This is a genomic window from Psychrobacter sp. 28M-43 (assembly GCF_014770435.1).
GTDB lineage: Bacteria > Pseudomonadota > Gammaproteobacteria > Pseudomonadales > Moraxellaceae > Psychrobacter.
On sequence record NZ_CP061739.1, the window covers coordinates 2929339 to 2955033 of the forward strand.

Consider the following 25695-nt stretch of genomic DNA (forward strand, 5'->3'; position numbering starts at 1 on the left):
CTGGTTAACTACACTGAATCAGAGCAAAATTTAAGAATATAATAAAAAGGATATATTATGAGCTATGCCCATACCGAAGTTGCCCAAATCGCTGCTATTAGTAGCAATCGCTGTATCGGCAAAAACAATGAGCTACCGTGGCATATCTCAGCAGATTTGCAACATTTCAAAAGCATGACGACCAAAGAAAACGATAGCAAGATTCAAGGTATCGTAATTATGGGTCGTAAGACATTTGAGTCGATGGGTAGTAAACCATTACCAAAACGCGTGAGCTTCATTGTCACGACACAGATGGATTATGCTGAGACAAAAGGTCTCGCAGATAGCAGCAATGCTTATGTGGTACACAACCTAGATGATGCCCTGACACAAGCAGCTAGCCTAGCACATGGCGCGCATCTCGATACGATTTGGGTGATTGGCGGTGAGCGCGTATTTAGTGACGCTTTGATGTACACCGACCGTATTGAGTTGACTCATGTAGATACTGATATTGCAGACGGCGATGCCTTTTACCCTGAGCTGCCAGAACGCTTTAAAGTAGCAGACGAATCTGAGCAAATGCACGATGAGAAAAGCGATTTAAGCTTTAAATTTACCACTTACAAAGTAGAAACTGATAAGTAGTAAAAGCCTATTAAAAAAGGGGCAGTCTTGGATAATTTTACTTATCCCAGACTGCCCCCTTTTTCGTTTACTCTTCACAAAGTCTTATTTGTATACAATCAATAAAAACTGCTGCTTGATACTATCTAATCTATTACTCGTGCAATACTTTATAAACCGTTTTTGCGAGTACTGGTCCGATGCCTTGTACGCCTGCCAACTCTTGCTGTGAAGCGCCAAGTAGCTGCTGCATACCACCAAAATGATTGAGCAAGTCACGACGACGTTTCTCACCCAGTCCCGGTATTACCTCTAGCACTGATGACGAGCGACGCTTATCGCGTTTTTTACGGTGAGCAGTAATTGCAAAACGATGCGCCTCATCACGAATATGCATCAGCAAGTGCAATGCTTTGCTATCCATCGGTAAATCTAACGGCTCATGATCGATAAAGTGCAATACCTCAAGCCCAGCCTTGCGCCCTTCCCCTTTTGCCACACTAATGAGCAAGGTGTCGCCAAGAATACCCAACTCAGTTAATACTTCTTTGGCAATGCCAAGCTGACCTTTACCACCATCAATCAGTAGTAAATCCGGCAACGGCTGCTTCTTATAACGTCGAGTCAGTACTTGTTTCATCGCTGCATAGTCATCGCCACCTTGGATATCATGAATAGCATACTGACGGTAATCGCGACGGCGCGAGCCACCTTGGTCAAACACCACACAGCTACCAATGGTCGCCTCACCCATCGTATGTGAGATATCAAAACACTCAATGCGATCAATCGTCCGATCGGTGACAGTCGCCAGTACGTCTTTTAGTGCGCCAAAGCGTGCATGCAGCTCTAAATAATCGCCAAGCTTGGTTTTTAATGCATTACTGGTATTCAATGTGGCTAAGTCTAGCCACTCTGAACGGTGCTCGCGGACATTGGTCTTGATGACTACTTTATTACCAAAATGCGTTGCCAATGCTTCACTCACTGCCACCTGATCTGGTATCTGATGGCTCAATATGATTTCAGCTGGCAGATCGTCGGTCACTTGGAAATAAAATGACGTAATAAAAGCTGATAAATTGTCTGCTAGCGACTCACTACTATCCACATCTGGGAAATAGTTTTTTCCGCCCAATACACGGCCGCCACGTACCGTCAGCACATTCACACAGGTCATGCCAGCCTGACTAGCAATCGCAATCACATCTGCCTCACCTTGTACGGTATAGACCGCTTGCCTTGCTTGTACTTCACGTAGCATGGACAGCTGATCGCGATAAAATACTGCTTTCTCAAAATCTAGTGCTTCAGCTGACGCTTCCATCTTTTCAATCAGCGTACTATGGATATCGCTAGAGTCGCCCTTTAAAAAACGAATGGTATTATTCACGTCTTCTGCGTACTCTTCTGGCGATACCAAGCCGACACAAGGCGCACGGCAACGTTTGATCTGATACTCAAGGCAAGGACGCTGACGCTGCTTAAAAAAGGTATTGGTACATTGACGCATTTGAAACATTTTTTGCATCAATACCAGCGTTTCTTTTGCCGCATGTGCAGAGGGAAACGGGCCAAAGAATCGACCCTTTTGGTGATTACCCTTGCCGCGACCATAAGCCAACCGTGGATAAGGCTTATCGGCTGAGATAAACACATAAAGATAGGATTTATCATCACGCAGCAGCACATTATAAGGTGGACGATGCTCTTTGATCAGATTCTGTTCAAGCAACAGCGCTTCGGTCTCACTACGCGTAATGATAGTCTCAATATTATGAATCCGCGCCACTAGCGCCCGTGTCTTTGGATGATCTATCGTTTTGGCAAAATAGCTATTTACCCGACTTTTTAGCGACTTAGCTTTACCAACGTATAATATATCGCCGTTCTTGCCCAGCATCTTATACACCCCTGGCAAGTTAGGCAGGCGCTTAATCAGATGCTTAAGACGGACTTTTCTATCATCGACAGGACTCGATTCTGAGACATTAACCATAGAATTTATTGCTCTTAAAAACCTTAGTAATACTGCTAGTTATGGGGCGGGAGTCATTGTTTTACAAGCTAATTATTATCGCAGCGCTACCCATAAAAAAGCCAGCTTTTGCCGGCTTAGTTTGTTCTATTATTGTTTATTCGATCACATACTATTAATGACGGAAGTTAGCCATCAGTGCTGGGATACCCGGCAGCATACCAACGATAGCCATAACACCTGTCAATACCACAAACATAATACCCGGTATGATCCAGCGGCTCATCTTAGTCAAATTAGCGCTACGTTCTTTAGAGCCAATCAAGCCCAAGTTATCAAGCAACAACGTGAGCGACCAACCAAAGGCTGGGTTAACCAATGCCGACGCGAATACCACGATAGCAGCAGATTGCGTGGTTTTACCTTCGCGCGTCATCTCCATACCAGCTTCTAGTAATGGAATAAATACCCCAACGATCAAGGCCACACACATCACTGGCTGCCAAATGGCCAAATCCATCGGATAGCCCCAAACACCTGCGATAATACAAAACAATGCCGTCAATAAAGCACCGGCAGGAATCGGACGTTTGGCAATCGCTGCAGGAACAATATACGTTCCCCAAGATGACGCAAAATTGGCACCACCCAATACAGAGCCGACTACCTGACGAAATGAAGCGCTGGTCATCGTGTCATCAATATCCATAAGCACTTTTTCAGTACGCTTAGGATAGCTGATTTTTTGGAATACTTGATGGCCCAAGAAATCTGGCGACCACATTGCCACGGCCAAAATAGCAAACGGCAATACTACAATGAAGCTTTCAATCGTCGGCAGACCTAACATCCAACCTGTGTTTTCGCCCCACCAATACATTGGATTCATGTTTGGTAGACCTGGTGCTGTTTTGAACTCAAAAGGTGCGCCCAATGCAAAGGCAAGACCACCACCTAACACACAGCTTAGCGGTACCGCGAGCCAGCGTTTTTGCCAATGCTCAAGCAACGCATACAGCAGGATAGTCGCCAAAATAATAAAGAAAGCGATATGCGACATGCCAATCCCTTCTGCCCAAGCGAAGAGGTTTTTGACCTGTGACGTGGTACCGATAAAGCCCAAGTAAATCAAGAGGCCACCGCAAACACCTTTACTGGTCAAATTAGCCAGTAGACTCCCCCCTTTACTAATCGCAAGGAGCAGACCAAAAGCACCGATAAGCAAACCAAAGGCCATCGGGTGCCCACCAGCTGCTACCACAATAGGAATCAGAGGGATTAATGGGCCATGAGTACCTGCGAGGTTGGCCGTCGGCAGTAGAAAGCCCGAAAATAAGATAATAAAGAAGGAGACGATCAATAGCTCATAGCGTACGTTTTCTAAGACAAACGCATCACCTAAGCCGAGTGGGCCTGCAAAGGTTGCTGCAATGGCGCCCACCATAACAACTTTACCGATGGTCGCGGCCATTGCTGGAATAGTATCTTCGTATTCAAAACGGTAATCACGGAATGGTAAATTAGGACGCCAGCGTTTCGGCTGCATGATTTGTAATTCATGGTTTAAATAAGCATCACGACTGTCGAAACTAGAACTGGGCTTATGCAAATCTACATAACTGCCTTGTACTTGATTGTCGTGGGTTACGTTCGAGGTCGGCGTATTAGACCCTGAAGAGGGGGTCTGAGGGTTACTCATCACATTTCCTTGTGTCGATTACGTCTTTGATTGACTGCACACGCTCTGCTCTAATGGTATAGACCAAAGCGCCTATTACAAACTGCGAACTATTGTATGCCAAGACTTGATGAAATGCGAACCTCAAACCATTTAAAGATACTATGTATCTCATTATAATATATAAACTAAAGTTTCTATTTGAGACAAAATTGACCTTAATATAAAACCATGAGGAAAAAATCTCTCTTTTATAGATGTTGAATTAGGATAAACGACCATTTTATTGATAATGATTTGCAACTAGATGATTTTTTATCACATAGATGAATAGCAAAGATAGTTATAATAAATAACGATCTTTACTTATAAGTGGGCATAAATATGTAATTTTGGTTACGCTTTAAAGCTAGCGGGCTGGGTGCTTTTTAATTATGATAAATACTTTTTATCGATTTATTTCTCAGTGATACTGTTTAAAACCGCATTATTGATACAATCAAAAAATTGAGAAAAGGCAACAGGACAAGTTTATGAGCGTATTACCTACCAATTTTGAGACTTTGAAACGTCGGGCCAAGCAAAGCATCATGCCATTGCTGACACCGCATTTATTAAAGCTGCGCCTTAATACTTATGCACCATACATTGGTGCAGGTATCAAAATCGATCATATCAGTCTCGATCAGGGTTTGTGCGTAGTAAGCATGGGACTAAACACTCTGAACAAAAATATCGTCGGTACTCAGTTCGGTGGTAGCTTATATTCAATGGTTGACCCTTTTTATATGCTTATGTTGATGCATCAACTGGGTAGTAATTACGTGGTGTGGGACAAAAGCTCACACATCGATTTTGTTGCACCTGGTAATAGTAAAGTCACTGCTCGCATGAAAATACCTAGTTCTGAAATCATCACTATTCAAGAGCTGACAAAAGAAGGCGAAGCGGTATTCCGTGAGTATAAAGTCGACATCGTGGATGAGCAGCAAAAGCTAATTGCGACCGTTACCAAGACGTTATACATTAGACTACGCAAATACAGTAAGTCCAAAGAGCAAGTCAATCGCATCGATACATTTGATGCTCCATAAACTTTGGCTGATAACTGATAGTATTAGAGCTGATAAAACTTAAATTATTAATGCTATACATACAAAAACCCCAATCTAGCTTTCGCATAGATTGGGGTTTCGTCTTTTTTGGTATGGCCCGCTTATTTATAAATAAACCTATGAATAAGGGCTTGTATCTACTATTACCTTGTCTTGAGCCAATCCTAAATTATAGGACTAACTCAAAACGGCAAACTTGTGCTTAGATACCAGGTGCAGTATCAACTGCATCAGGTACGCCAGCGTCAGTTTTTTTCTTAGCAACTGGACGAGCACCAAGTTTTTCGCGGATACGTGCTGATTTACCAGAGCGCTCACGTAAGTAGTATAGTTTCGCACGGCGAACAGCACCGCGACGTTTCACTTCGATGCTCTCGATGATTGGTGAATGCAATTGGAATGCACGCTCAACGCCAACGCCGCTTGAGATTTTACGTACGGTAAACGCTGAGTTTAAACCGCGGTTACGCTTAGCAATTACAACGCCTTCAAAAGCCTGTAAACGCTCACGCTCACCTTCACGTACTTTTACTTGTACCACAACGGTATCGCCGGGTGCAAAGCTTGGGCGCTCAAGCAATTGAGCGTTTTCGATGACCTGAACCAATGGATGCTTGTTGCTCATGAGAGTTATCTCCTCACATTAGATAATAGAGGCTTGACGCATATCACCTGTTTGTAATAATTAATCGCATCTCTTTATAGTGAGACACAACGTAAATGGGTTATAACCAACGGCCACTATGCTATGACTCGTTTTATTATTGCTCAAAATTCTGTTTCTTAACTGTTTATCAAACTTAGTCACGATAAATTTAGATTTTAAAAATCTACTTTTTATCTGCTTTGGCTAATGCTTTCAACCACTTCGCTTGCTCTACCGTTGGGGTAAACGCTTGCCATAAGTCTGGACGACGCGTTTGCGTACGATTGACTTGCTGACTAAAACGCCACTTAGCGATATTGGCATGGTGACCTGAAAGTAATACCTCAGGAACCGCCATACCCGCAAACTCATGCGGCTTAGTATAGTGTGGACAGTCAAGCAAGCCATCGACAAAAGAGTCTTGCTCCGCTGACTTATCATCACCCATGATATCGGGCAGACGACGTATCACACTATCCATCAGCACCATTGCTGGCAACTCGCCACCAGTCAACACGTAATCACCTAACGATACTTCCATATCGACATATTGTGATAGTAAACGCTCGTCAATACCTTCATAACGACCGCATAATAAAATCATGCCATCGTAATCAGTCATATTGACTACGCTACTCTCACTAAGCGTCTGTCCTTGCGGTGACATATAAATCACCGGACAGTGCTCACTATCGACACGGCAACCATGTTGACTGGCACGCAATCGTGCATCCTCAATGGCTTTCGATAATGGCTCAGCCATCATCACCATCCCAGGACCACCCCCATAAGGGCGCTCATCAATACGGCGATAGTTATCGGTGGTATAATCACGTGGATTAATGCATTCAATCGTAACTTGCTCTTGAGTCACTGCTCGGCCCGTGATTCCAAATTCACGAATCGTGGCAAACATCTCAGGAAAAATACTAATTACGGCAAAATACATCTGATGTCTACTTGCGTTAAGGCTAAAACAATCGGTGTAAGTAATAACAACGTCTGACTAAAAAGCCAGAAACGCTATCAGTAATCACTCGGCCATGCCACAAGCACTGTTTTTTCAGTCATATTGACTTCTATCACAGTTTGCTTATGCCATGGAATCAGGCGTTCTTCATTGTCTAAACTGTCTGAATTTGCCGTTACACGCATGATATCATGGGCACCGGTTTCAAACATTTCAGTGATATTACCTAGATACTCATTCTGCTCGTTCATCACGCGCAGACTGACCAAATCCGACCAATAATATTCGTCTTCAGCTGTTTCAGGTAGGACGTTTTGTTCGACCCAAACGGTAACACCGTTCATAGTCTCAGCAATATTACGATCAGGAATCTGCTCAAATTGAGCCACAATTCCTGTTCCTTGCTCACGCCAAGCCTTCACAGTTAAAGGTTTCATGCCAGTGGCAGTTTTCATCCACCATGGCTTCATGTCGAATATTGCTGTACGGTCATCCGTATCACTGAATACCCAAAGCCAGCCTTTAATGCCGTAAGGCTTCTTAAGCTGACCAATTTTCATAAGGGCACTAGCGTTTGGAACAGATGACATAGCAGCTAACCTAACAATGATTAAAACAGCAATTGCAAAAACAATTGCGTCAAAAGCGATAAACAGTTAATGGCGCACCCTGGTCAGACCAGTTACGCTATGTATTCTAAAGTCTACTGAGTCATGTCATAGTTTTGCTACGAACGTCTCAGTAACAACCAAAACTTAAGCAGTTGCTTCAGTTTGAGCTGCAGACTTGTTGTAAGCTTTTGCTAATGAAGCAACGCGATCTGAAGGTTGTGCACCTTTTGCGATCCACGCATTGTACGCTTCCATGTTTAGGCGTACTGCTTCTTCAGACTCTTTAGCGAGTGGGTTAAAAAAGCCGATGTTTTCAATATAGCGACCGTCACGCGCGCGGCGTTGATCAGCAACAACTACTTGATAAAATGGGCGTTTCTTGGCACCGCCCCGTGCTAAACGAATAACAACCATGTGAATTCTCTCTTTCGCAGGTATACCAAAAAGGGCATAATTATATCACAGTCTTTATTTGTTGAAAACATAAACTGTGCATATTTAATTATTTATTAACAATAGCTTAAATGACGACCTAAGTAAAATATAACTGATGATAATGGCTTATTTTTAAAGTTTTTCTTTAGGTTCTATAGGTTACTATCCCTCTCTCTGAAAAACAGATGATTGCTAGATACACCTATCCTTAAGCTTAACTTTATATCTATTCCAATAATTATCCGGCTCGTTCGTCGATTGCATACTGTATCAGTACTATTTATTGGTTATGCTATTCTATGATATACCGCCATAAATTAACGTATATACTCGCCTTAAGGCAATCGTATTTAAAGAGCTACAGGCTATATCACACTAACTTTTCTTTTACTCTGCTGGACACATATGATATCTCCAAACCCAAAACCGCGTCGTAAAGGTTGGCTGCCACGCTCTTATTCCAATACTTGGCTAACGACCTTGATGGTTGCCTTTATCGTGCTTATCAGTGTGAGCTTGTCAATTTTGTTCTTTTGGCGCAGTCTATATCTGCCAGAGTTAAAAAATCATGCGCGTTATTTGACGAGTGAGGTGCAGCTGATCAATAGCGTTAATAAAGATTGGCAAGGACGGCCCGAAGTACGCCAATGGATTTACCAGCACTCTCATGTCGTCGTAGTAAATAACCCTAGTGACTTTCCAGAAGTCGCTGACAAGCCGTTCGTGAGCTTTTTTACGGACGTACTACAACGTGAAATCGGTGCACAGCTTGGTCGCCCTGTAGAAGTCTATTTTAAATTTAAGCCAACACCGCAGCTATGGGTACAAGACAGCCGTGATGACAGTTTTTGGGTGCGTGAGCCTGTCGTCTACTATTCGCAGTATAGCCCGACGTTACTGGTGCTATTTTTGATTGGACTGCCTATCCTATCGCTACTAACGATTATTCTATTAGCCCGTCAGTTGAATCGCCCGCTACGCTACCTACAACGGGCGGCTACTAACTATATTCGTCTTGGTCATGCAACCACACTGCCAACGCAAAAAGGCCCCACAGAAATACGTCAAGTTAATATGGCGTTTAACCGACTGTTCACAACATTGAATCAGGCGCAAAAAGAGCGAACAATCATGCTTGCCGGCATCTCACACGATCTGCGGACGCCGTTGACACGTATGCGCTTAACCGCAGAAATGCTACCAGATGATTTTTTCCGTGAAGGGCTGATTTACGATATTGAGGATATGGATGCCATTTTGGAGCAGTTCATCTCTTTTATGAAAGATGGTTCTGATGAGCCAGTCAGCTTGACCAACCTAGACACTATATTTAATGAAATCATGGTGCAGTTTGCGCCAATGAAGTTTGTATATGAGTCAGAATGCGACAAGGTCGTCCCTGTACGTCCATTATCCATCAAGCGTCTGATTATCAACTTGGTCAATAATGCCAATCGTTATGGAAAGCCACCTATTTATTTATCAGCAACGGTTGTACCGACATTTATAGAAACTGTCGAAGACGAAGATACGGATGTGGTCAGCGAAAATGTGGTGAATAAAGAAGCTCAAGAACAGCTAGTGATTTGTGTACGAGATTGCGGTGATGGCGTCGCTGACGATCAATTAGAGCGAATTATGCAACCGTTTGAACGTGGAGAGACGGCACGGACTACTCAAGGTAGTGGACTAGGTCTTGCGATTGTTGATCGTATTGCACGATTACATCATGGTACTGTTGAAGCCATCAACCACCCTGAAGGCGGGCTACAAGTATGCGTACGTATTCCCCTACTCTCCAAAGTCGCTGGAGATACTACGCTAGCGGCTGATGTAGAAGAGGTATCTGAGGTAGACAATACGGTACCAAATTCAAAATAGTGATGAGACTTTAATCTGAATAAGCAAAGAGGTCAACGCTAGTATTTGCTACCAATAGCCGGCGGAATATACTCAGCACTGTTAGTAAAAGCTAGTGGCTGGGTAATTTCAGCCTGAGCTGTTTGTAGTGTTTGGGTCGTTGACGGCTGTTTTAAGAACAAATAATAGCCTAGCGTAATCGCATTCAACACTACCAAGCCACCAAATAAATATGGCATCCTATGCCCTCCTATGACATTGTCCAACTGTCTTAAAAATAGCGACAAGTGCGTCACCCAGCTATAAATCTGTATCCTGTTATACCATTAAGATGACGCTGATTGTCTTTAGTATCATGACTAATAATTATGGCCTAGCCTGATGATTTAGCCTGATAGCTTGCTCTTATAGCTTAGCCCTATAACTTGGTCTAATCTGACAACTTAGTATCGAAGTCGCGCTCGCTTTTCTCTTGGGTCAATTCATCAGCAGCAAGAATTTGCGTTAATGGTTTGATAGGCCATGTCATCACAAACCTTGCACCGCCTAATTCGCGACTCTCATCTACCTTCATACTACCATTAAACCAAAAGGCAATGCGCGATACAATAGACAAGCCTAGACCATAGCCACCTGACGCGCGTGTACGGCTGTCATCTAAGCGTGAGAATGGAATGAACACTTTTTCACGATCTGCTTCAGGAATACCATGTCCATCATCTTCGACACTGACGAAGGCATTACCTTTTTTGACACCTGCACTAATGATAATGGTTGTTTCTGCATAGCGTAATGCATTACCTGCAAGGTTCTGAATCACACGGTGTAAGTAACGTCTATCTGCCACTGCCGTTACTTTTGCATTTGGCAAACTGGTTACTATTTTGATAGGTTTACCTAGCGCATTGGTTTCGCGCTCGATCTGCTCTAACAGCTCTCTTAAGTTTACTGGTTCTAAATCTAGCTTAGGTGACCCTTCCTCAAGCTTAGCATAGGTCAAAATCTCATCAATCAAACCATTAAGCGATTCAATATCTTCATCAATATAGTCACGCTGCATAAAACGTGAGTCTTCGTCATCCGTATCAGCAAGCATATCTACCGCAAATCGAATACGAGCCACTGGCGTACGCAGCTCATGTGAGACCGCTCGGGTAAGCTCTCGCTGTGATTCAATCAAACGCTTAATATGCGAGGTCATGGCATTAAAAGTCGCTGACAAACGCGCTATTTCATCTTGACCAATAACCTGTACTTGAATATCAAGGTTACCTTGACTGACCTCATTCACACCTACCTGAATCAATTGTAGCTTACGTTCAAGCGGGAAGATGAGCGCATATACACCTAAGCTAATTAGGAACATACTGATAAGAATCATACTAATAATTAAGTTAAGCGGGAACCAATTAAATAACGGTATAGGCCCAATCAAAATTGCCATATCATTGATTTCAGAGGGTACTATTACCCTAATCGCAGAGTTACTCGTACTACTGTTAGTATCTTGCAGCGATATAACAACTTCATCACGGCGCAGGCGAGACATCTGATCTGAATCTAACTCAAGTGTATTGACTGCTTTGAACGCTAAAGGAAAAGAAAACTTTTTCTCCAATTCAGCCAAACGTGCGCGCTTGTCCGATAATGTCATGTGATAAGACAAATCATCTAATAAAAAGACCGCGATTGCCCGTACTTGCTGTTCGGTAACTTGAGAGATTCTTGCTGTTAACACACTCTTATTATCCGGCAAGCGATAATAAACATCTGCATATACAGGCTGGTTAAAATAACGCACAACGGTATTATCATTTTTAAAGCGGCGTAGCTCACTGGCGCTAAAATCTACTTCGTCAATAGGCAAGACTTTAAAAGTAGTACCAAACAAACTACTCGCATCTGATAACCAATATTCACGCTCTTCTTCGCTATTTTGGTGAGAGATTCCTTCACTCACCAAATGGAACGCCCCCATTGCCATATTTTCACGATAGGACTGCACACGCTCCTTATTAATGGTATCCATCAATAACTGCGCAAACAGTGCCACACACAAACAGACTATAAGTAGCCCAGCATAGATACGAACAAAAATACTGTGTTTTAAAGAAGAGACTAATGACATACGTGCCGTGACCAACTTAATAAATAGAGATTGCCAATCTCATCAAACATATAGATAGTACTATGTGTTTGATGATATCGAACATGATCGAATAGAGATAGACTTTAACTTTTAATTACCGCATTTTAATTCATATGTGGCAATCATCCAAAGACTTATATGTATGACATATATTTAGTCAGCGTCTATAATAATGGCTTAATTAAACCACATAACACTGCATTTAAGTTTAAAAATTAAAATTTAGCCACAAAAAAACCAGCATCGTTGCTGGTTTTTTCGAATAGTGATCAATAATTAATCAACCTATAGAAGCAACAATATTAGTTGCCTTCTTTTACGAATAGATAGCCTTTACTACGTACGGTCTTAATACGCTTTGGATTTTCTGGATCATCACCGATTTTTGGACGAATACGTGAGATACGCACGTCAATTGAACGATCTTGACCATCATACTCAATACCGCGTAGACGCTCAAAGATATCCTCACGAGATAGAATACGACCTGCGTTAGAAGCAAGCAACCATAGTAGATCATATTCAGCACTGGTAAAATCAACCAACTCATCACCTAGGTTAACTGAACGACCGCCGTTATCAATTACCAACTCGCCAAACTCTAGACGTTGTGGCACATCTTCTGATGGTGCATTTTCTGAACGGCGTAATAGCGCACGAATACGAGCAAGCAATACACGTGGCTGAGCAGGCTTGGCAACATAGTCGTCAGCACCCATCTCAAGACCCAATACCTGATCCATGTCTTCAGTACGTGCAGTCAACATCAAAATTGGATTTTGATAATGTGGGCGTACTTCACGGCATACAGTCAAACCATCGCTACCAGGTAGCATGACATCAAGTACAACCATATCTGGTTGCTCATTGACGATACGGCGAATAGCGCGATTACCATCAGTTTCAATTGCCACTTCTAAACCATTTTTGACCAAGTAATCTTGAGTCAACATGGCCAGACGCTCATCATCTTCAACAATCAAGATTCGGGGGGTGTTGTCTTCTTCATTCGTTGTCATTGTTATATCCTCTAATACATCTAATTTAAAAGCAGTAAAAGTAAGAGCGGTAAAATTAATAGCACCATATAGTGGCACAATTGATGTTCGTATAGCTGTTACAAACTTGGTAGCACAGTATACTATTAAATTATCAGCTTCCTATACTATAGCTGATAGTCGGTAACAAAACCTATAAACTACCCCTATCAAAACTTTAGTTTGCGTCCAAAAATTACGCCAATTACTTCGTTAGTACATCGCAATTTGTATTATCTATTGTTTGCTGATTAGCCAAACTATCGAGCCAACATTATCGCGTACAGTTACTGCCCGTTACTTATAATACGTTATGTCTAATATAACCATATATTACCGTTGTCGCCAGTGTCTTTTTAAGAAAATTCCAATGGACGATGATTCATTGATAATAAAAGATTTTTCCTGAGAATAGATTGAACTGCCACAAATAATAGACAAATAACAACCATGTCTATTTACCGCAGAACCGTTAATTTCATAATGAATAGACATAAAAAAACAGCCCATATAATGGACTGTCTTTTTATTATTACTTTTAGCGATAACTCTAAATGATTAGCTAGAGCCATCAATAATAAATTACGCGCGGTTTTTGTACTTACGGATAGTCTGTAATTGTCCTACTGACTCTGCAAGTGAGGCCAAAGCAGCATTGGTTTGTAGCGTATCAGACTGGTTAACTAGCATTTGCTCAGCCTTTTTACGTGCTTCAACGATTTTGCTTTCGTCAAGATTGTGTGCACGCATGGCTGTATCAGCCAATACCGTAACCATCTTAGGCTGTACTTCTAATACACCACCTGAGACGTAAATTACTTCTTCTTCACCGTTTGGTGTTTGCACTCGCATTGCACCTGGCTTTAGCAAAGTAATAAGCGGTGTGTGACCTGGCAATACACCAATCTCGCCTTCGGTACCAGTAGCTATTAACATGCTAATTTCGCCTGAATACAACTCTTCACGAGCACTTACGACGCGACATTGTAACGTTGCCATACTTAATTCCTTACCATCAAAGCGCGATCAAAAAACAGTAAAACTGCGATGCGTTACTGAAGAGTAGATACAAGGTTTATATTATATCTACTCGTTAGCTTATGCTCATACAACTTACGCTGACTTAGACTTCATTTTTTCAGCTTTAGCGACTACTTCATCGATGCTACCAGCCATGTAGAACGCTTGCTCTGGTAGGTCATCGTATTCACCGGCGATGATTGCTTTAAAGCTAGCAATGGTATCGCGTAGTGGTACGTATTTACCAGGTGCACCAGTGAAGACTTCAGCTACGTGGAATGGCTGAGACAAGAAGCGCTGAATCTTACGGGCACGATAAACAACCAATTTATCTTCTTCTGATAACTCATCCATACCCAAGATAGCGATGATGTCTTTAAGCTCTTTATAACGCTGTAGAACTTCCTGAACACCACGAGCAACATTGTAATGATCTTCGCCGATTACTTGTGGATCTAACTGACGCGACGTTGAATCCAATGGATCAACCGCAGGATAGATACCTTGTGATGCGATATCACGGCTTAGTACAACTGTTGCATCCAAGTGAGCAAACGTTGTAGCAGGTGATGGATCAGTCAAATCATCCGCAGGTACGTATACCGCCTGAACTGAAGTAATAGAACCTGACTGAGTTGACGTAATACGTTCTTGTAGTAAGCCCATCTCTTCAGCTAGTGTTGGCTGATAACCAACCGCTGACGGCATACGACCAAGTAGTGCTGATACTTCTGTACCCGCTAGTGTATAACGGTAGATGTTATCAACAAACAATAGTACGTCACGACCTTTGCCAGTCACAGGATCTTTGGTATCACGGAAGTACTCAGCCATGGTCAAACCAGACAGTGCAACACGTAAACGGTTACCCGGTGGCTCATTCATCTGGCCATATACCATTGCTACTTTAGACTTACTGAAGTCTTCCGTGTTTACAACGCCGGCTTCCTGCATTTCGTGATAGAAATCGTTACCTTCACGAGTACGCTCACCAACACCAGCAAACACTGACAAACCTTCATGTTTTAGAGCGATGTTGTTGATCAGCTCCATCATGTTAACGGTTTTACCAACACCAGCACCGCCAAACAGACCAACTTTACCACCTTTAGCAAACGGGCAAAGTAGATCGATAACTTTAATACCAGTCTCTAGTAGCTCAGTGCTGTTTGACTGATCCGCGTAGCTTGGCGCTTCACGGTGGATAGACCATTTTTCGTCAGCAACAACAGGACCTTCTTCATCGATAGGACGACCAAGAACATCCATGATGCGACCTAGCGTACCAGTACCTACAGGCACAGAGATAGGTGCGCCAGTATTAGTAACAGGTAGGTTACGCTTTAAACCTTCGGTTGAACCCATTGCAATAGTACGTACAATACCGTCACCCAGCTGTTGCTGTACTTCTAGGGTAGTTTCGGTACCGTCTACTTGCAAGGCATCAAAAATTTGAGGAACTTCATTACGGTTGAACTCAACGTCAAGAACCGCGCCAATAATCTGTACAATACGACCGCTACTCATTGCGTTCTCCTTGAACTTCTATATATAGGTGTAGTCAATTATGAAACAGCAGCAGCACCGCCAACGATTTCCGAGATTTCTCGGGTAATCGCCGCTTGACGCAGCTTGTTATAAACCAACTGTAAATCGTTAATAAGGTCACCAGCATTATCTGTTGCCGCTTTCATCGCAACCATACGTGAAGACTGCTCAGAGGCAATGTTTTCCATTACCGCTTGATAAACAATCGACTCAATGTAGCGACCAAGCAATTCATCAATTAACGTCTTGATGTCAGGCTCGTAGATATAATCCCAGCTAAGTTCTGTCTGTAGACCACTGTCTTCATCATCAAATGACTGCTCTGGTAGAGGAACCAACTGATTGACTGTTGGTTTCTGAGTCATCGCATTGATGAATCGGTTATAGACCACATAGATACGGTCAATATTGCCGTTGCTATAGTCTTCAAGCATCGCTTGAACCGGTGCATTCAATTGTTCAAACGTTGGTTTATCGCCATAATCGGTCACAGCCGATGTAACTTTACCACCAAAGTTTTTGAAGAAACTCACACCTTTGGCACCGATGACTGCAAACTCAGCTTGTACAGACTGATCTTGATAATCTTGGATACTTTTAGTTAGGGCTTTGAATAAGTTAATATTCAAACCACCCGCTAGGCCACGGTCAGAGGTAATGACAATATAGCCAACCTTATTGACTGGACGCGATACCATATACGGATGTTTGTAGTCTGATGAGGCATGCACCAAATGTGAAATAACCCGGCGCATACTATCAGCATACGGGCGACCCACTTCCATGCGCTCTTGTGCACGGCGCATTTTACTTGCCGCTACCATTTGCATAGCACGAGTAATTTTCTGGGTGCTTTTAATACTGGTGACTTTGGCACGTATCTCTTTTAAGCTTGCCATAATGATTCCAATATAAGAGGGTTAAAAAGCATTGGCGCATGCGACAATCGTTTGATATACAACATCAATCCTACAGAATAACATTTTATATCTTGTGGCATTACGCGATCTAATACCGGTAATGGTTAAAACAGTGGCGCAAATATCTGGTCAGACAACGCGCCACTTTATCAGCTCTAAGCTACAGTTATAACCAATTCGGCTTAACCCGTTAAATTAATAACTGTGATTTTGTTTAAAGGTCTCTAGAGATGACTTTAAACGACCTGCGATATCATCATTGTAGTTCGCAGTGTCATCAATCTCACGCATCAATTCACTTTGCTCATCATGCATATAACGTAGGTACGCTTCTTCGAAAGAACCAATCTTTTCGACAGGTACGTCAGCTAAGAAGCCTTCGTTTGAAGCATAGATAACGGCTGCTTGCTCAGAGATTGACATCGGCTGATACTGCTTCTGCTTCATCAATTCAGTCACACGCTCACCATGATCAAGCTGCTCGCGAGTTGCGTCATCAAGATCTGATGCGAACTGAGCGAATGCTGCTAGTTCACGATACTGAGCTAGAGCGGTACGAATACCACCAGATAGCTTTTTGATGATCTTAGTCTGAGCGGCACCACCAACACGAGATACCGAGATACCAGCGTTTACTGCTGGACGGATACCTGAGGCGAATAAGCTAGACTCTAGGAAGATCTGACCATCAGTGATCGAAATCACGTTGGTTGGTACGAATGCAGATACGTCACCGGCTTGTGTTTCAATGATTGGTAGTGCGGTTAAAGAACCAGTTTTACCTTTCACTTCACCGTTAGTGAACTTTTCTACATAATCAGCATTTACACGTGATGCACGCTCAAGTAGGCGTGAGTGTAAATAGAATACGTCACCAGGATAAGCTTCACGACCTGGCGGACGACGTAATAGTAGTGAAATCTGACGATAAGCAACTGCTTGCTTTGATAAGTCATCAAATACAATCAGTGCATCTTCGCCGCGGTCACGGAAGTATTCGCCCATCGTACAACCTGAGTACGGTGCGATATACTGAAGTGCTGCAGGCTCTGATGCTGAAGCAACCACAACAGTGGTATATTCTAGTGCGCCAGTTTGCTCAAGCTTACGTACTACGTTAGCGATAGTCGAACGTTTCTGTCCGATAGCCACATATACACATTTAATGCCTGACGCTTTCTGTGCGATGATCGCATCGATAGCCATCGCTGTTTTACCAGTCTGACGGTCACCAATGATAAGCTCCCGCTGACCACGACCGATTGGAATCATGGTATCAACGGCTTTATAACCAGTCATTACTGGTTGATCTACTGATTGACGGTCGATAACGCCTGGAGCGATCTTTTCGACTTTATCAGTCATCTTGGCATCGATAGGACCTTTGCCATCAATAGGATTACCCAAAGCATCAACAACACGGCCTAACAGCTCAGGACCTACTGGTACTTCAAGAATACGACCAGTACAATAGGCTTTTTGACCTTCTTGCAGCTTTAGGTAATCACCAAGTACTACCGCGCCAACAGAATCACGCTCTAAGTTTAGAGCCATTCCGTAGATTTCGCCTTCAAACTCAATCATTTCGCCGTACATGGCATCTTCAAGACCATGAATCTGCACGATACCGTCAGATACTTTGACAATCGTGCCTTCATTCTTTGCAGTTGCACCCGCATCAAGGTCTTGAATACGCTGCTTAATCAGGTTACTGATTTCCGCTGGATTCAATTGTTGCATTGCCTTGTTTCCTTTAATTTATGATAACCCGCCCACTGACTTAATTGCTCTTATAATCATACAGTCAATATTTGACTGTATTGATGATTGGCATTAGGCAGTTAGCTGTGTTTTTAACTGTTGTAACTTGCCGCGCATCGAATCATCAATGACTTTGTCACCGACTTTGATTGTAGCGCCTGCCAATAGGCTTGGATCAACTGATTCGTGAATCACTACACTAGCATTTAGCGAGGCAGCAAGACGCGTTTGTAGCGTTTGACGCTGTTCATCAGTCAATGGGTAGGCAGAGGTCACATATGCGTCAAGCTGCTTTAAGCTTATTGCCTTGTGACGGCGATAATGCTCATAAACTTCAGGAAGCAGCGCCAGACGCTCTTGTTCTGATAACTGTTTAACGAAGTTACTAAGTGCTACTGATACTTTTGGATAGCTTACGTTACTGTCAAGGCTAGTCCCTTGAGCTTCGCTTAATAACTGCTTAAAAGCAGAATCATTAGCGCTAGCTACTTGCGTATCATAAAGATCGACCAAAGCAGCTGACTTATGCTCAGCAGAAACAGCTGGATTGTCTAGCCAAGTACTGAACGACTTGTCATTGACAACAGTGCTAGCAACAAGTAAGAAGTTTTCCCACTCGTTGACTGCGCCGTTTTCGTTGGCATAGTCAAACGCGGCTTTAGCGTACGGTCGTGCTAAGGTTGATAAGTCAGCCATTATATCCTCACAATTACAGCTTCGCCGCCAGTTGGTCTAACATACTGGCATGTTTTTGCACATCGACTTTGTCTTGCAAAATCTTCTCTGCACCAAGTACAGCCAGTTCAGCAACTTGGGCACGTAATGATTCACGCGCTTGATTGATTTCTTGATCGATAGATGCTTGCGCTTGTTGACGAATGCGCTCGCCTTCCGCTTGGGCTTGCGATTTTGCATCTTCGACGAGCTGATTGGCACTCTTGTTCGCTTGCTCGATTAGAGCGGCAGCCTTGGTCTTTGCAAGATCAAGTTCCTGCTGGACATTTTGCTCCGCGGTCGCCAAATCTGCTTTTGCTTTTTCTGCGGCATTCAGACCTTCAGCAATTTTACGCTGACGCTCATTGATGGCACCGATAAGTGGTGGCCACACGAATTTCATGCAAAAAATCACAAATATTGCAAAAGCAATGGCTTGACCGACGAGGGTAAAATTGATATTCACGTGATCACCTCTTTGTTAATGAAAAATCAGTTTCATTGATCATGTTTGGTAGTCAAATCTTGACTATATTTGATAGAAAGTCTCCGAATACCAAACATTTACAACTGAGCTTTCGGATTAACCTGCTAGAGGGTTAGCGAACAACAATAGCATAGCAATACCAACACCGATCATCGGAATAGCATCAAGAAGACCTGCTACGATGAACATACGAGTTTGCAATTGTGAGCCAAGCTCTGGTTGACGCGCAACGCCTTCTAAGAATTTTCCACCTAGAATAGCAAAACCAATACCTGTGCCAAGTGCGCCAAGACCGATAAGTAGTGCTACTGCGATAACTGTGTAACCACCTAATACTGGATCCATTGATGTATCCTCATTTACCTATTGAATGTCTAATTAATGTTCAGTTGATGATGCAAGCGACATGTAAACTATCGTCAGCATCATGAATACGAACGCTTGAAGTGTAATAACTAAGATGTGGAAGATAGCCCACGGTACCGATAACGCCCATTGAATCCAAAACGGCATTAGAGCAATCAGTATGAAAATCAATTCCCCAGCATACATGTTGCCGAATAGACGCAAACCAAGTGATACAGGTTTGGCTATTAGAGTAACTGCTTCTAGGATGAAGTTGATGGGAATCAAAATCGCTTGTACGATTGGGTTTTTGGCGCCAAACGGATGCAGTGTTAACTCACCGATAAAACCGCCCAAACCTTTTTCTTTAATGCTATAAAAGATAATCAGTGCAAAGACAGAGAACGACATGCCAAGCGTGATGTTAGGATCAGTCGTTGGAACAATCTTAAAGAAAACATGATGTGGATCATGGCCCATAGCGGCACCGATTTGCCCAGCAATACCTGGAATGAAATCAACAGGTATCAAATCCATCAAGTTCATCAAAAAGATCCAGACAAAAATGGTCAACGCCAATGGCGCAATCAGTTTTGATGTACCACTGTATGAATCACGAACGTTGTTATCAACAAACTCAACGATCATCTCAACTGCTGCCTGAGTTTTTCCTGGCACGCCTGAAGTGACTTTTTTGGCAACCATCCAAAAGACGGCGCAAAATAAGATACCTAGACCAATCGACCATAGCATAGAATCAAGATGGATAGCGTTAAAGCCCATTGCCCCTGCTTCTTCAGCAGTATGAGCAACTTTCCAACCTTCGCCCGGCAGATAGCCATACGTCCAATTCGTTAAGTGGTGAGAGATATATTCTGATGATGTTTGCTCGGATGCCATAATGTAAGCTTCTTATTAATCAACGATTTAATCAACTACCAAAAATATGGTTGTCATCTGATGAGGTGTAGTATTTATATCTATCCTGCTATTAAGCAGACAAATAAACCGTACTAAATCACTCATGTAACCAACAACATCCAACCCAAAGTTCTATTACTAATATGCAATATTTGATAGCGTGAGATAAATTTTAGCTATCAAAAAAGGGCTTATGATAACTCAGTAATAGCCCTTGCATTTTTATACGCAAAATTATTATATATGTGCTTGCCCACTGACCGTTTTTTACGATCGGCGCTTAATGTAGCGCTTATAAGCAAAATATTTAGCCGCCTATATTAATGCAGCGTTGTATTCGTGTAAAGTCAATTGTGATTTTTTTATCCACTGTATGAATAAGTTAGCCACCAGTTTTACTTGCTAATATAGCTACTAACCATAATTAGATATCAGTACTCTAATTATCAGTGATACAGATAGTTGAATAACCCCTACCCTCTCACTGCATACTACGTCTAACATTGAGACTCATAGTGCGGTCTTTATAATCACTGGTGCTATCCTAAGACAGCGTTATGCTTCGACTTTTCGAACTAGTCATAGAGAAGCTGGACGGCAGGGTGACTTGCCAGTACTATTAATAAACCATCTGTTTAGCGATCATTTATTAGCGCTAGCGTATATGCCACAACATCCAACTGTGACTAATTTGCATTACCATAAAACCGATAAACAGCGCTGGCGCAGATAGGGGTTGTACGGTAATAAAAATTAGTGCAAAACCAAACACGGTCAATAACCATTTTGACATTTGACCCCGATATAGCTGGCTAACGATGTGTTGGCGCGCGCGATATCCGGTGTACCAAAAAATAAAAAACGCAAATACTGCTTGAGTGATAAAACTTAGTAGCGCACCAATTGCAGCGCTTTTTGCTATCGTAAGCTCACTATGTAGCCAAATAGTATCTACTAACCAAGCAATGATAATAAGGATAAATAGTATCCATGCTTGTCGTTTAATATAGATGCCAATCTTGTCTTTTTGCGTGCGTTTGGCAGGCTTGGTCATCGGTATTCCTATAGCCCTTACAGCATTGGGACAATATATCATACTTATGATAATTTTATCCGTGAATGACTTACTCTACAGGCATTACCTTTCGGCCAAAATAAAACGCTACTTATTATAGGTAGAGCGTAACTATTAAGCAAGTAAAATATGACTTTTATCAGTCACCTAACGCATTTTGCTAAGATTATTATAGTATTTAGTCTGTAATAAATGCTTGAAGCGAAGCTATACAACCAACTCAAACAATCCTAGCAAATTGCTATTCTTGATTATATTACGAGATACATTGATATATCTGTTTGGCCATACTCTGCCAACCGCTGATAAAGTCATCGCTACTACTCATATCTTCTGGCTGTACCGTACTCTTCACTGGTTGTAACTTCGCAAGTAAGCCTTTTGCTGGCTCACTTGGACTAATCAAACACATTTGCTTGGCTGGGCGTTGCTCATTTAACCAACGGAGTTGGCTTGCTTTGGGTGAGAGATGATGATCTACGCTAAGGCTGCCAACGAGCGTTAAGTGTAAGCTATCTTCGATATATTGATAAGCATCATGATAAGCCCAATAAGGTCGTGTTTTTGAGGCACTTTGAATAGAGATTTTCTCAAATGCAGTAACTTCTTTGTCTAGTTGCTGTGCAAATTTTTTCGCGTTGGCTTGGTATAGATCTTTATATTGCGGATTGGCATGGCTATGAATTACAGCCAATGCACGGGTAATGGCTTTGGCATTTTCAGGGTCTAACCAAATATGTGGATCTAGTGTACCCGCGATAGCGTCGCCCTTTACATCACGTAATGGATGTCGATTGAATGCATCAAACTCAAATAAAGCAATGGCATTTGGGGCTGTTTTTAGACTTGCTGCTAGATTGTTTTCTAGCGGCTCACCGAACCATACGACGAACTTGCTGTCTTTGATTGCCTTGATATCACCTGGGCTGATACTACCATGATGTCCCACCTCCCCCGCTTGCAATAGTCGATTGGCTGATGGCGCACCTTCTGTTACTGCTTCACTTAACAAGAATAGCGGATAATTACTAACACTGACCGTTGCAGCTTGTGCATTCAGTGTAAAAGTTCCTAAAACTATCAGTCCTGTCATTAGCAAGCACTGTAATGTGATAAGCGAACGTACGGAGTAAGTAAAAACAGCGTTCATAGTAAGCTCTTTTATTGTTAGATAGCATTGTTTGATAACGAACGTAGGATCAATAGTGTACTGCCCAACTCCTGTAAAAAGGGTAGATATACAAGACTACTATAAGACAATTCACTCAGTTCTTATTTTAGTATGTTATACTATAACAATAAAAAACGCTATCATAAAAAACGTCATGCGATTACCATGCTATTTTTAGGAGCCTGTACCATGTCTATTACTTCATCGATCTGCGAACATTTGCATGATGTGCAAGATCTGACTCCGCATGATGTTTATGAACGCTTAGCAGCAGCTAAAGAGCATTGCCGTCTAAATGGCGCGCGCTTTACGCCTTTGCGTCAGCAGATATACCAATTGGTCTTGGAGGCGGATCAGCCCGTTGGCGCTTATGACCTAATCACTCAGTTGCAGCAAATGCGGTTGTCTATACCTGATGACAGCGATATTCAAAAAGTAGCGAGCTCACCAACACTTTCGGTAGAAACTAAGACAACCAAAAAACGCGCGCCAAAAAACGTCGCGCCACCAACGGTTTATCGCAGTTTAGAGTTTTTGCTAAGTGAAGGGTTGATTCATCAATTAACCTCTATCAATGCTTATGTTCCTTGCTGTCATCCGCGCGCCCAACATACAGCCGCCTTTTTGATCTGCGATCAGTGTCAACGAGTGCAAGAATGCAGCAGCCTACCTGTTCAGGAAATGATGAGCTTCGCCGAGCAAGATGTGGGGTTTGTGGTTGAGCGTAGTGTCATTGAGCTTAGCGGTCGTTGCCAAGCTTGTCAGTAGAGCTACTATGGTTTGTGTAAACGTTTTAAGCATGATTCGTCGATTGTCTATTTACCTATGCGTTGTCATATTATGAATACCTCTACCCTACCTTATAATCAGTCAAATCCTGCTGTTACAAATGACAGTACTGTGAGTAACGCTGACAAATTATTGAGCTTAAACAATATCAGTTATCATATTGGGCCTCAATGTCTGCTCTCTCACATCGATATTGACATTGCTGTTAACGAGACAGTCAGCCTTATCGGTCCCAATGGCGCTGGTAAGTCAACGCTAGTCAAACTTATCTTAGGTTTGATTGAGTCAACTGATGGCTCTATGACAGCACATCAGCCGTTACAGCTTGGCTACGTACCGCAGCGATTTGCTGTGCCACCGATATTGCCATTACGCGTTTGCGACTTGTTGGCGCAAGCAGATAAAAAACGTCTAACCCCTGAGCAGCGGCAGTTTATCTTTGATAACTTATCATTAACGCATTTACTGTCACGGCAGATGTTGCATTTATCAGGTGGTGAGACGCAGCGCGTACTATTGGCCAGAGCGCTACTAGACAAACCCAATTTGCTTATTTTAGACGAGCCAATGCAGGGGCTCGATCCTGATACTGAAGTTTGGCTATATCAGTTCATTGATGAGCTACCAGATTTCTTACGTTGCGCCATGCTAGTGGTGTCTCATGATTTGCACTGGGTCATGAAAGGCAGCCGCCGCGTCATTTGTTTGAACAAACATATTTGCTGTGAAGGACAACCAAGCGAGCTAGCTATTAGTACCGAATTTCAAAAGCTATTTGGTCATCATTACGAGCAGCCATACGTACATCAGCCCCATGCCTGTGAACACCATGCGCCAAGCGAGTTATAGGTTTAATAGACAAAGCTCGAAATCTAGCTCATCAAAGCCAAAACTATCAAATATATAAATAATACGGCTTTACTCTATTTATAAAAATTTTACGGATATTCATTATGACTGCTTGGTTAGCCATCATTGCGCCTGCTTGGATCGCTGGCAGTATATTAGCGTTATTATCAGCGCCGTTAGGTTGCTTGGTATTGTGGCGGCGTATGGCATTCTTCGCCGATGCCTTAGCCCATGGCACGTTGCTAGGTGTAGCCTTGGCTGTATGGTGGCAACTGCCAATGGGCATTGGCATTGCATTGGTCAGTGTCATGGTCGTGCTAGGACTGGTCTTGATTGATGATGAGCGTCTGCCAGTGGATGCTGTATTGGCAGTCGTGTCAGTATCGCTATTATGCCTAGGCTTACTGGCTTTGACCCAATTGACTGACCAACAGGCCAATGTGCTCGGGTTTTTATTCGGCAACTTGCTAGATCTTGATTGGGCAGATTTGCCTTTGCTTGCTGGTAGCGTATTAGCTGGCTTGGGACTGCTTATTTACATTTGGCCTGCGCAAATCAAGCTGGCAACGCATGAAGCATTGGCACGTATTCAAGGTATCAACCCAACACGGCAACGGCTGTTTTTTATGGGTGTACTAGCAGGGTTTTGTGCGATTGCTCTACAGGCAGTTGGCAGTCTATTAATCAGCGGATTATTAGTACTACCTGCACTGACCGCACGTCTATGGTCGGCATCGCCAAAACAAATGGTGATTATAGCGTTGATAATCGCTCAACTGGGTGTGACACTTGGTGTGTGGGGCAGTATTTGGCTAGATATTCAGACAGGTCTTTCTATCGTCTTGATATTAGCTGCTTTATTTTTTACTGCACTCATTTTTTCAAAGTTGATAAAGATAAAACTTTAGTTAGCGTCGCTGTAAATACGTTATAATAAATAAAACATGACTGTTTTTCACTATCTTTTTGTTCGACTTTATTTTATTAATATAATGAATACTTTAGCT

General features: G+C 42.6%; 25 protein-coding genes. 6 read left to right on the forward strand and 19 right to left on the reverse strand.

The window, feature by feature from the left end:
• The first annotated feature begins 57 nt into the window (after nucleotides 1-57).
• On the forward strand, nucleotides 58-630 hold the full coding sequence (locus tag IEE84_RS12265) for a dihydrofolate reductase (RefSeq protein ID WP_102093125.1): 573 nt from the start codon (nucleotides 58-60) through the stop codon (nucleotides 628-630).
• A gap of 133 nt (nucleotides 631-763) precedes the next feature.
• On the opposite strand, the gene uvrC is transcribed toward IEE84_RS12265, so the two are convergent.
• On the reverse strand, nucleotides 764-2608 hold the full coding sequence (gene uvrC, locus IEE84_RS12270; protein WP_191114363.1) for an excinuclease ABC subunit UvrC: 1845 nt from the start codon (nucleotides 2606-2608) through the stop codon (nucleotides 764-766).
• A 154-nt stretch (nucleotides 2609-2762) separates the two neighbouring features.
• Nucleotides 2763-4286 (reverse strand): DUF3360 family protein, encoded by a 1524-nt coding sequence (locus IEE84_RS12275; RefSeq protein WP_191114364.1) that lies wholly within the window; start codon nucleotides 4284-4286, stop codon nucleotides 2763-2765.
• Between the two features lie 512 nt (nucleotides 4287-4798).
• Between IEE84_RS12275 and IEE84_RS12280 the strand changes: the two genes are divergently transcribed.
• Entirely contained in the window at nucleotides 4799-5359 is a 561-nt protein-coding gene (locus tag IEE84_RS12280; RefSeq protein WP_191114365.1) for a DUF4442 domain-containing protein, read from the forward strand.
• 223 nt (nucleotides 5360-5582) lie between these two features.
• Here IEE84_RS12280 and rplS read toward each other — a convergent pair whose 3' ends face one another.
• From rplS to rpsP, 4 genes are all read right to left on the reverse strand, one after another.
• Entirely contained in the window at nucleotides 5583-6005 is a 423-nt protein-coding gene (gene rplS, locus IEE84_RS12285) for a 50S ribosomal protein L19 (protein ID WP_057761981.1), read from the reverse strand.
• A gap of 205 nt (nucleotides 6006-6210) precedes the next feature.
• Nucleotides 6211-6975 (reverse strand): tRNA (guanosine(37)-N1)-methyltransferase TrmD, encoded by a 765-nt coding sequence (gene trmD / locus IEE84_RS12290; protein WP_191114366.1) that lies wholly within the window; start codon nucleotides 6973-6975, stop codon nucleotides 6211-6213.
• A gap of 77 nt (nucleotides 6976-7052) precedes the next feature.
• Nucleotides 7053-7586, reverse strand: a complete 534-nt coding sequence (gene rimM, locus IEE84_RS12295; RefSeq protein ID WP_191114367.1) for a ribosome maturation factor RimM — start codon at nucleotides 7584-7586, stop codon at nucleotides 7053-7055.
• Nucleotides 7587-7751: 165 nt separating this feature from the next.
• Nucleotides 7752-8021, reverse strand: coding sequence for a 30S ribosomal protein S16 (gene rpsP, locus IEE84_RS12300; RefSeq protein WP_021812802.1), 270 nt, complete (start codon nucleotides 8019-8021; stop codon nucleotides 7752-7754).
• A gap of 426 nt (nucleotides 8022-8447) precedes the next feature.
• Here rpsP and IEE84_RS12305 point away from each other — a divergent pair, with 426 nt between their 5' ends.
• Entirely contained in the window at nucleotides 8448-9923 is a 1476-nt protein-coding gene (locus tag IEE84_RS12305; RefSeq protein ID WP_191114368.1) for an ATP-binding protein, read from the forward strand.
• Nucleotides 9924-9961: 38 nt separating this feature from the next.
• On the opposite strand, the gene IEE84_RS12310 is transcribed toward IEE84_RS12305, so the two are convergent.
• The 13 genes from IEE84_RS12310 to IEE84_RS12370 form a co-directional block, all read right to left on the reverse strand.
• Nucleotides 9962-10141, reverse strand: a complete 180-nt coding sequence (locus IEE84_RS12310) for a hypothetical protein (protein ID WP_191114369.1) — start codon at nucleotides 10139-10141, stop codon at nucleotides 9962-9964.
• A 191-nt stretch (nucleotides 10142-10332) separates the two neighbouring features.
• Entirely contained in the window at nucleotides 10333-12030 is a 1698-nt protein-coding gene (locus IEE84_RS12315) for an ATP-binding protein (protein WP_102093131.1), read from the reverse strand.
• 323 nt (nucleotides 12031-12353) lie between these two features.
• Nucleotides 12354-13070 carry a response regulator gene (locus tag IEE84_RS12320; protein WP_057761994.1) on the reverse strand — a complete coding sequence of 239 codons (717 nt, stop codon included), beginning with the start codon at nucleotides 13068-13070 and terminating at the stop codon, nucleotides 12354-12356.
• Between the two features lie 600 nt (nucleotides 13071-13670).
• Nucleotides 13671-14087, reverse strand: a complete 417-nt coding sequence (locus tag IEE84_RS12325; protein WP_057761996.1) for a F0F1 ATP synthase subunit epsilon — start codon at nucleotides 14085-14087, stop codon at nucleotides 13671-13673.
• A gap of 114 nt (nucleotides 14088-14201) precedes the next feature.
• Entirely contained in the window at nucleotides 14202-15635 is a 1434-nt protein-coding gene (gene atpD, locus IEE84_RS12330; protein WP_057761998.1) for a F0F1 ATP synthase subunit beta, read from the reverse strand.
• Nucleotides 15636-15673: 38 nt separating this feature from the next.
• Nucleotides 15674-16555, reverse strand: coding sequence for a F0F1 ATP synthase subunit gamma (atpG, locus tag IEE84_RS12335; protein ID WP_057762000.1), 882 nt, complete (start codon nucleotides 16553-16555; stop codon nucleotides 15674-15676).
• A gap of 216 nt (nucleotides 16556-16771) precedes the next feature.
• Nucleotides 16772-18316 carry a F0F1 ATP synthase subunit alpha gene (atpA, locus tag IEE84_RS12340; RefSeq protein WP_057762002.1) on the reverse strand — a complete coding sequence of 515 codons (1545 nt, stop codon included), beginning with the start codon at nucleotides 18314-18316 and terminating at the stop codon, nucleotides 16772-16774.
• A 93-nt stretch (nucleotides 18317-18409) separates the two neighbouring features.
• Nucleotides 18410-19033 carry a F0F1 ATP synthase subunit delta gene (locus IEE84_RS12345; protein ID WP_057762004.1) on the reverse strand — a complete coding sequence of 208 codons (624 nt, stop codon included), beginning with the start codon at nucleotides 19031-19033 and terminating at the stop codon, nucleotides 18410-18412.
• A gap of 13 nt (nucleotides 19034-19046) precedes the next feature.
• The gene (locus IEE84_RS12350; RefSeq protein WP_101205956.1) at nucleotides 19047-19517 is read right to left on the reverse strand and encodes a F0F1 ATP synthase subunit B; all 471 of its coding nucleotides are present in this window, start codon (nucleotides 19515-19517) and stop codon (nucleotides 19047-19049) included.
• A gap of 117 nt (nucleotides 19518-19634) precedes the next feature.
• Nucleotides 19635-19883, reverse strand: coding sequence for a F0F1 ATP synthase subunit C (gene atpE / locus IEE84_RS12355; protein WP_010197960.1), 249 nt, complete (start codon nucleotides 19881-19883; stop codon nucleotides 19635-19637).
• A 33-nt stretch (nucleotides 19884-19916) separates the two neighbouring features.
• Complete coding sequence (gene atpB / locus IEE84_RS12360) at nucleotides 19917-20783, reverse strand: F0F1 ATP synthase subunit A (RefSeq protein WP_101205957.1); 867 nt, start codon at nucleotides 20781-20783, stop codon at nucleotides 19917-19919.
• A 676-nt stretch (nucleotides 20784-21459) separates the two neighbouring features.
• The gene (locus IEE84_RS12365; RefSeq protein ID WP_057762011.1) at nucleotides 21460-21858 is read right to left on the reverse strand and encodes an ATP synthase subunit I; all 399 of its coding nucleotides are present in this window, start codon (nucleotides 21856-21858) and stop codon (nucleotides 21460-21462) included.
• A 277-nt stretch (nucleotides 21859-22135) separates the two neighbouring features.
• Nucleotides 22136-23029: a metal ABC transporter substrate-binding protein gene (locus tag IEE84_RS12370; protein ID WP_191114370.1), complete on the reverse strand. Its 894-nt coding sequence runs from the start codon at nucleotides 23027-23029 to the stop codon at nucleotides 22136-22138.
• Between the two features lie 210 nt (nucleotides 23030-23239).
• Between IEE84_RS12370 and IEE84_RS12375 the strand changes: the two genes are divergently transcribed.
• The 3 genes from IEE84_RS12375 (at nucleotide 23240) to IEE84_RS12385 (ending at nucleotide 25596) form a co-directional block, all read left to right on the forward strand.
• Complete coding sequence (locus IEE84_RS12375) at nucleotides 23240-23818, forward strand: Fur family transcriptional regulator (RefSeq protein ID WP_191114371.1); 579 nt, start codon at nucleotides 23240-23242, stop codon at nucleotides 23816-23818.
• Between the two features lie 72 nt (nucleotides 23819-23890).
• A complete protein-coding gene (locus IEE84_RS12380; RefSeq protein WP_191114372.1) occupies nucleotides 23891-24688 on the forward strand; it encodes a metal ABC transporter ATP-binding protein in 798 nt (265 codons plus the stop codon).
• A 104-nt stretch (nucleotides 24689-24792) separates the two neighbouring features.
• On the forward strand, nucleotides 24793-25596 hold the full coding sequence (locus IEE84_RS12385) for a metal ABC transporter permease (protein ID WP_101205961.1): 804 nt from the start codon (nucleotides 24793-24795) through the stop codon (nucleotides 25594-25596).
• The last annotated feature ends 99 nt before the right edge of the window (nucleotides 25597-25695 follow it).

Bases quoted from the DNA above. Each gene is read 5' to 3' on its own strand.
- IEE84_RS12325 (WP_057761996.1), bottom strand. From the start codon at position 14,087: ATGGCAACGTTACAATGTCGCGTCGTAAGTGCTCGTGAAGAGTTGTAT.
- atpB (WP_101205957.1), bottom strand. From the start codon at position 20,783: ATGGCATCCGAGCAAACATCATCAGAATATATCTCTCACCACTTAACG.
- IEE84_RS12320 (WP_057761994.1), bottom strand. From the start codon at position 13,070: ATGACAACGAATGAAGAAGACAACACCCCCCGAATCTTGATTGTTGAA.
- IEE84_RS12265 (WP_102093125.1), top strand. From the start codon at position 58: ATGAGCTATGCCCATACCGAAGTTGCCCAAATCGCTGCTATTAGTAGC.
- IEE84_RS12305 (WP_191114368.1), top strand. From the start codon at position 8,448: ATGATATCTCCAAACCCAAAACCGCGTCGTAAAGGTTGGCTGCCACGC.
- IEE84_RS12315 (WP_102093131.1), bottom strand. From the start codon at position 12,030: ATGTCATTAGTCTCTTCTTTAAAACACAGTATTTTTGTTCGTATCTAT.
- IEE84_RS12385 (WP_101205961.1), top strand. From the start codon at position 24,793: ATGACTGCTTGGTTAGCCATCATTGCGCCTGCTTGGATCGCTGGCAGT.
- atpE (WP_010197960.1), bottom strand. From the start codon at position 19,883: ATGGATCCAGTATTAGGTGGTTACACAGTTATCGCAGTAGCACTACTT.
- rpsP (WP_021812802.1), bottom strand. From the start codon at position 8,021: ATGGTTGTTATTCGTTTAGCACGGGGCGGTGCCAAGAAACGCCCATTT.
- atpA (WP_057762002.1), bottom strand. From the start codon at position 18,316: ATGCAACAATTGAATCCAGCGGAAATCAGTAACCTGATTAAGCAGCGT.
- IEE84_RS12365 (WP_057762011.1), bottom strand. From the start codon at position 21,858: ATGACCAAGCCTGCCAAACGCACGCAAAAAGACAAGATTGGCATCTAT.
- IEE84_RS12370 (WP_191114370.1), bottom strand. From the start codon at position 23,029: ATGAACGCTGTTTTTACTTACTCCGTACGTTCGCTTATCACATTACAG.
- IEE84_RS12345 (WP_057762004.1), bottom strand. From the start codon at position 19,033: ATGGCTGACTTATCAACCTTAGCACGACCGTACGCTAAAGCCGCGTTT.
- IEE84_RS12380 (WP_191114372.1), top strand. From the start codon at position 23,891: ATGAATACCTCTACCCTACCTTATAATCAGTCAAATCCTGCTGTTACA.
- atpG (WP_057762000.1), bottom strand. From the start codon at position 16,555: ATGGCAAGCTTAAAAGAGATACGTGCCAAAGTCACCAGTATTAAAAGC.
- uvrC (WP_191114363.1), bottom strand. From the start codon at position 2,608: ATGGTTAATGTCTCAGAATCGAGTCCTGTCGATGATAGAAAAGTCCGT.
- trmD (WP_191114366.1), bottom strand. From the start codon at position 6,975: ATGTATTTTGCCGTAATTAGTATTTTTCCTGAGATGTTTGCCACGATT.
- rplS (WP_057761981.1), bottom strand. From the start codon at position 6,005: ATGAGCAACAAGCATCCATTGGTTCAGGTCATCGAAAACGCTCAATTG.
- IEE84_RS12275 (WP_191114364.1), bottom strand. From the start codon at position 4,286: ATGAGTAACCCTCAGACCCCCTCTTCAGGGTCTAATACGCCGACCTCG.
- IEE84_RS12310 (WP_191114369.1), bottom strand. From the start codon at position 10,141: ATGCCATATTTATTTGGTGGCTTGGTAGTGTTGAATGCGATTACGCTA.
- atpD (WP_057761998.1), bottom strand. From the start codon at position 15,635: ATGAGTAGCGGTCGTATTGTACAGATTATTGGCGCGGTTCTTGACGTT.
- IEE84_RS12280 (WP_191114365.1), top strand. From the start codon at position 4,799: ATGAGCGTATTACCTACCAATTTTGAGACTTTGAAACGTCGGGCCAAG.
- rimM (WP_191114367.1), bottom strand. From the start codon at position 7,586: ATGTCATCTGTTCCAAACGCTAGTGCCCTTATGAAAATTGGTCAGCTT.
- IEE84_RS12375 (WP_191114371.1), top strand. From the start codon at position 23,240: ATGTCTATTACTTCATCGATCTGCGAACATTTGCATGATGTGCAAGAT.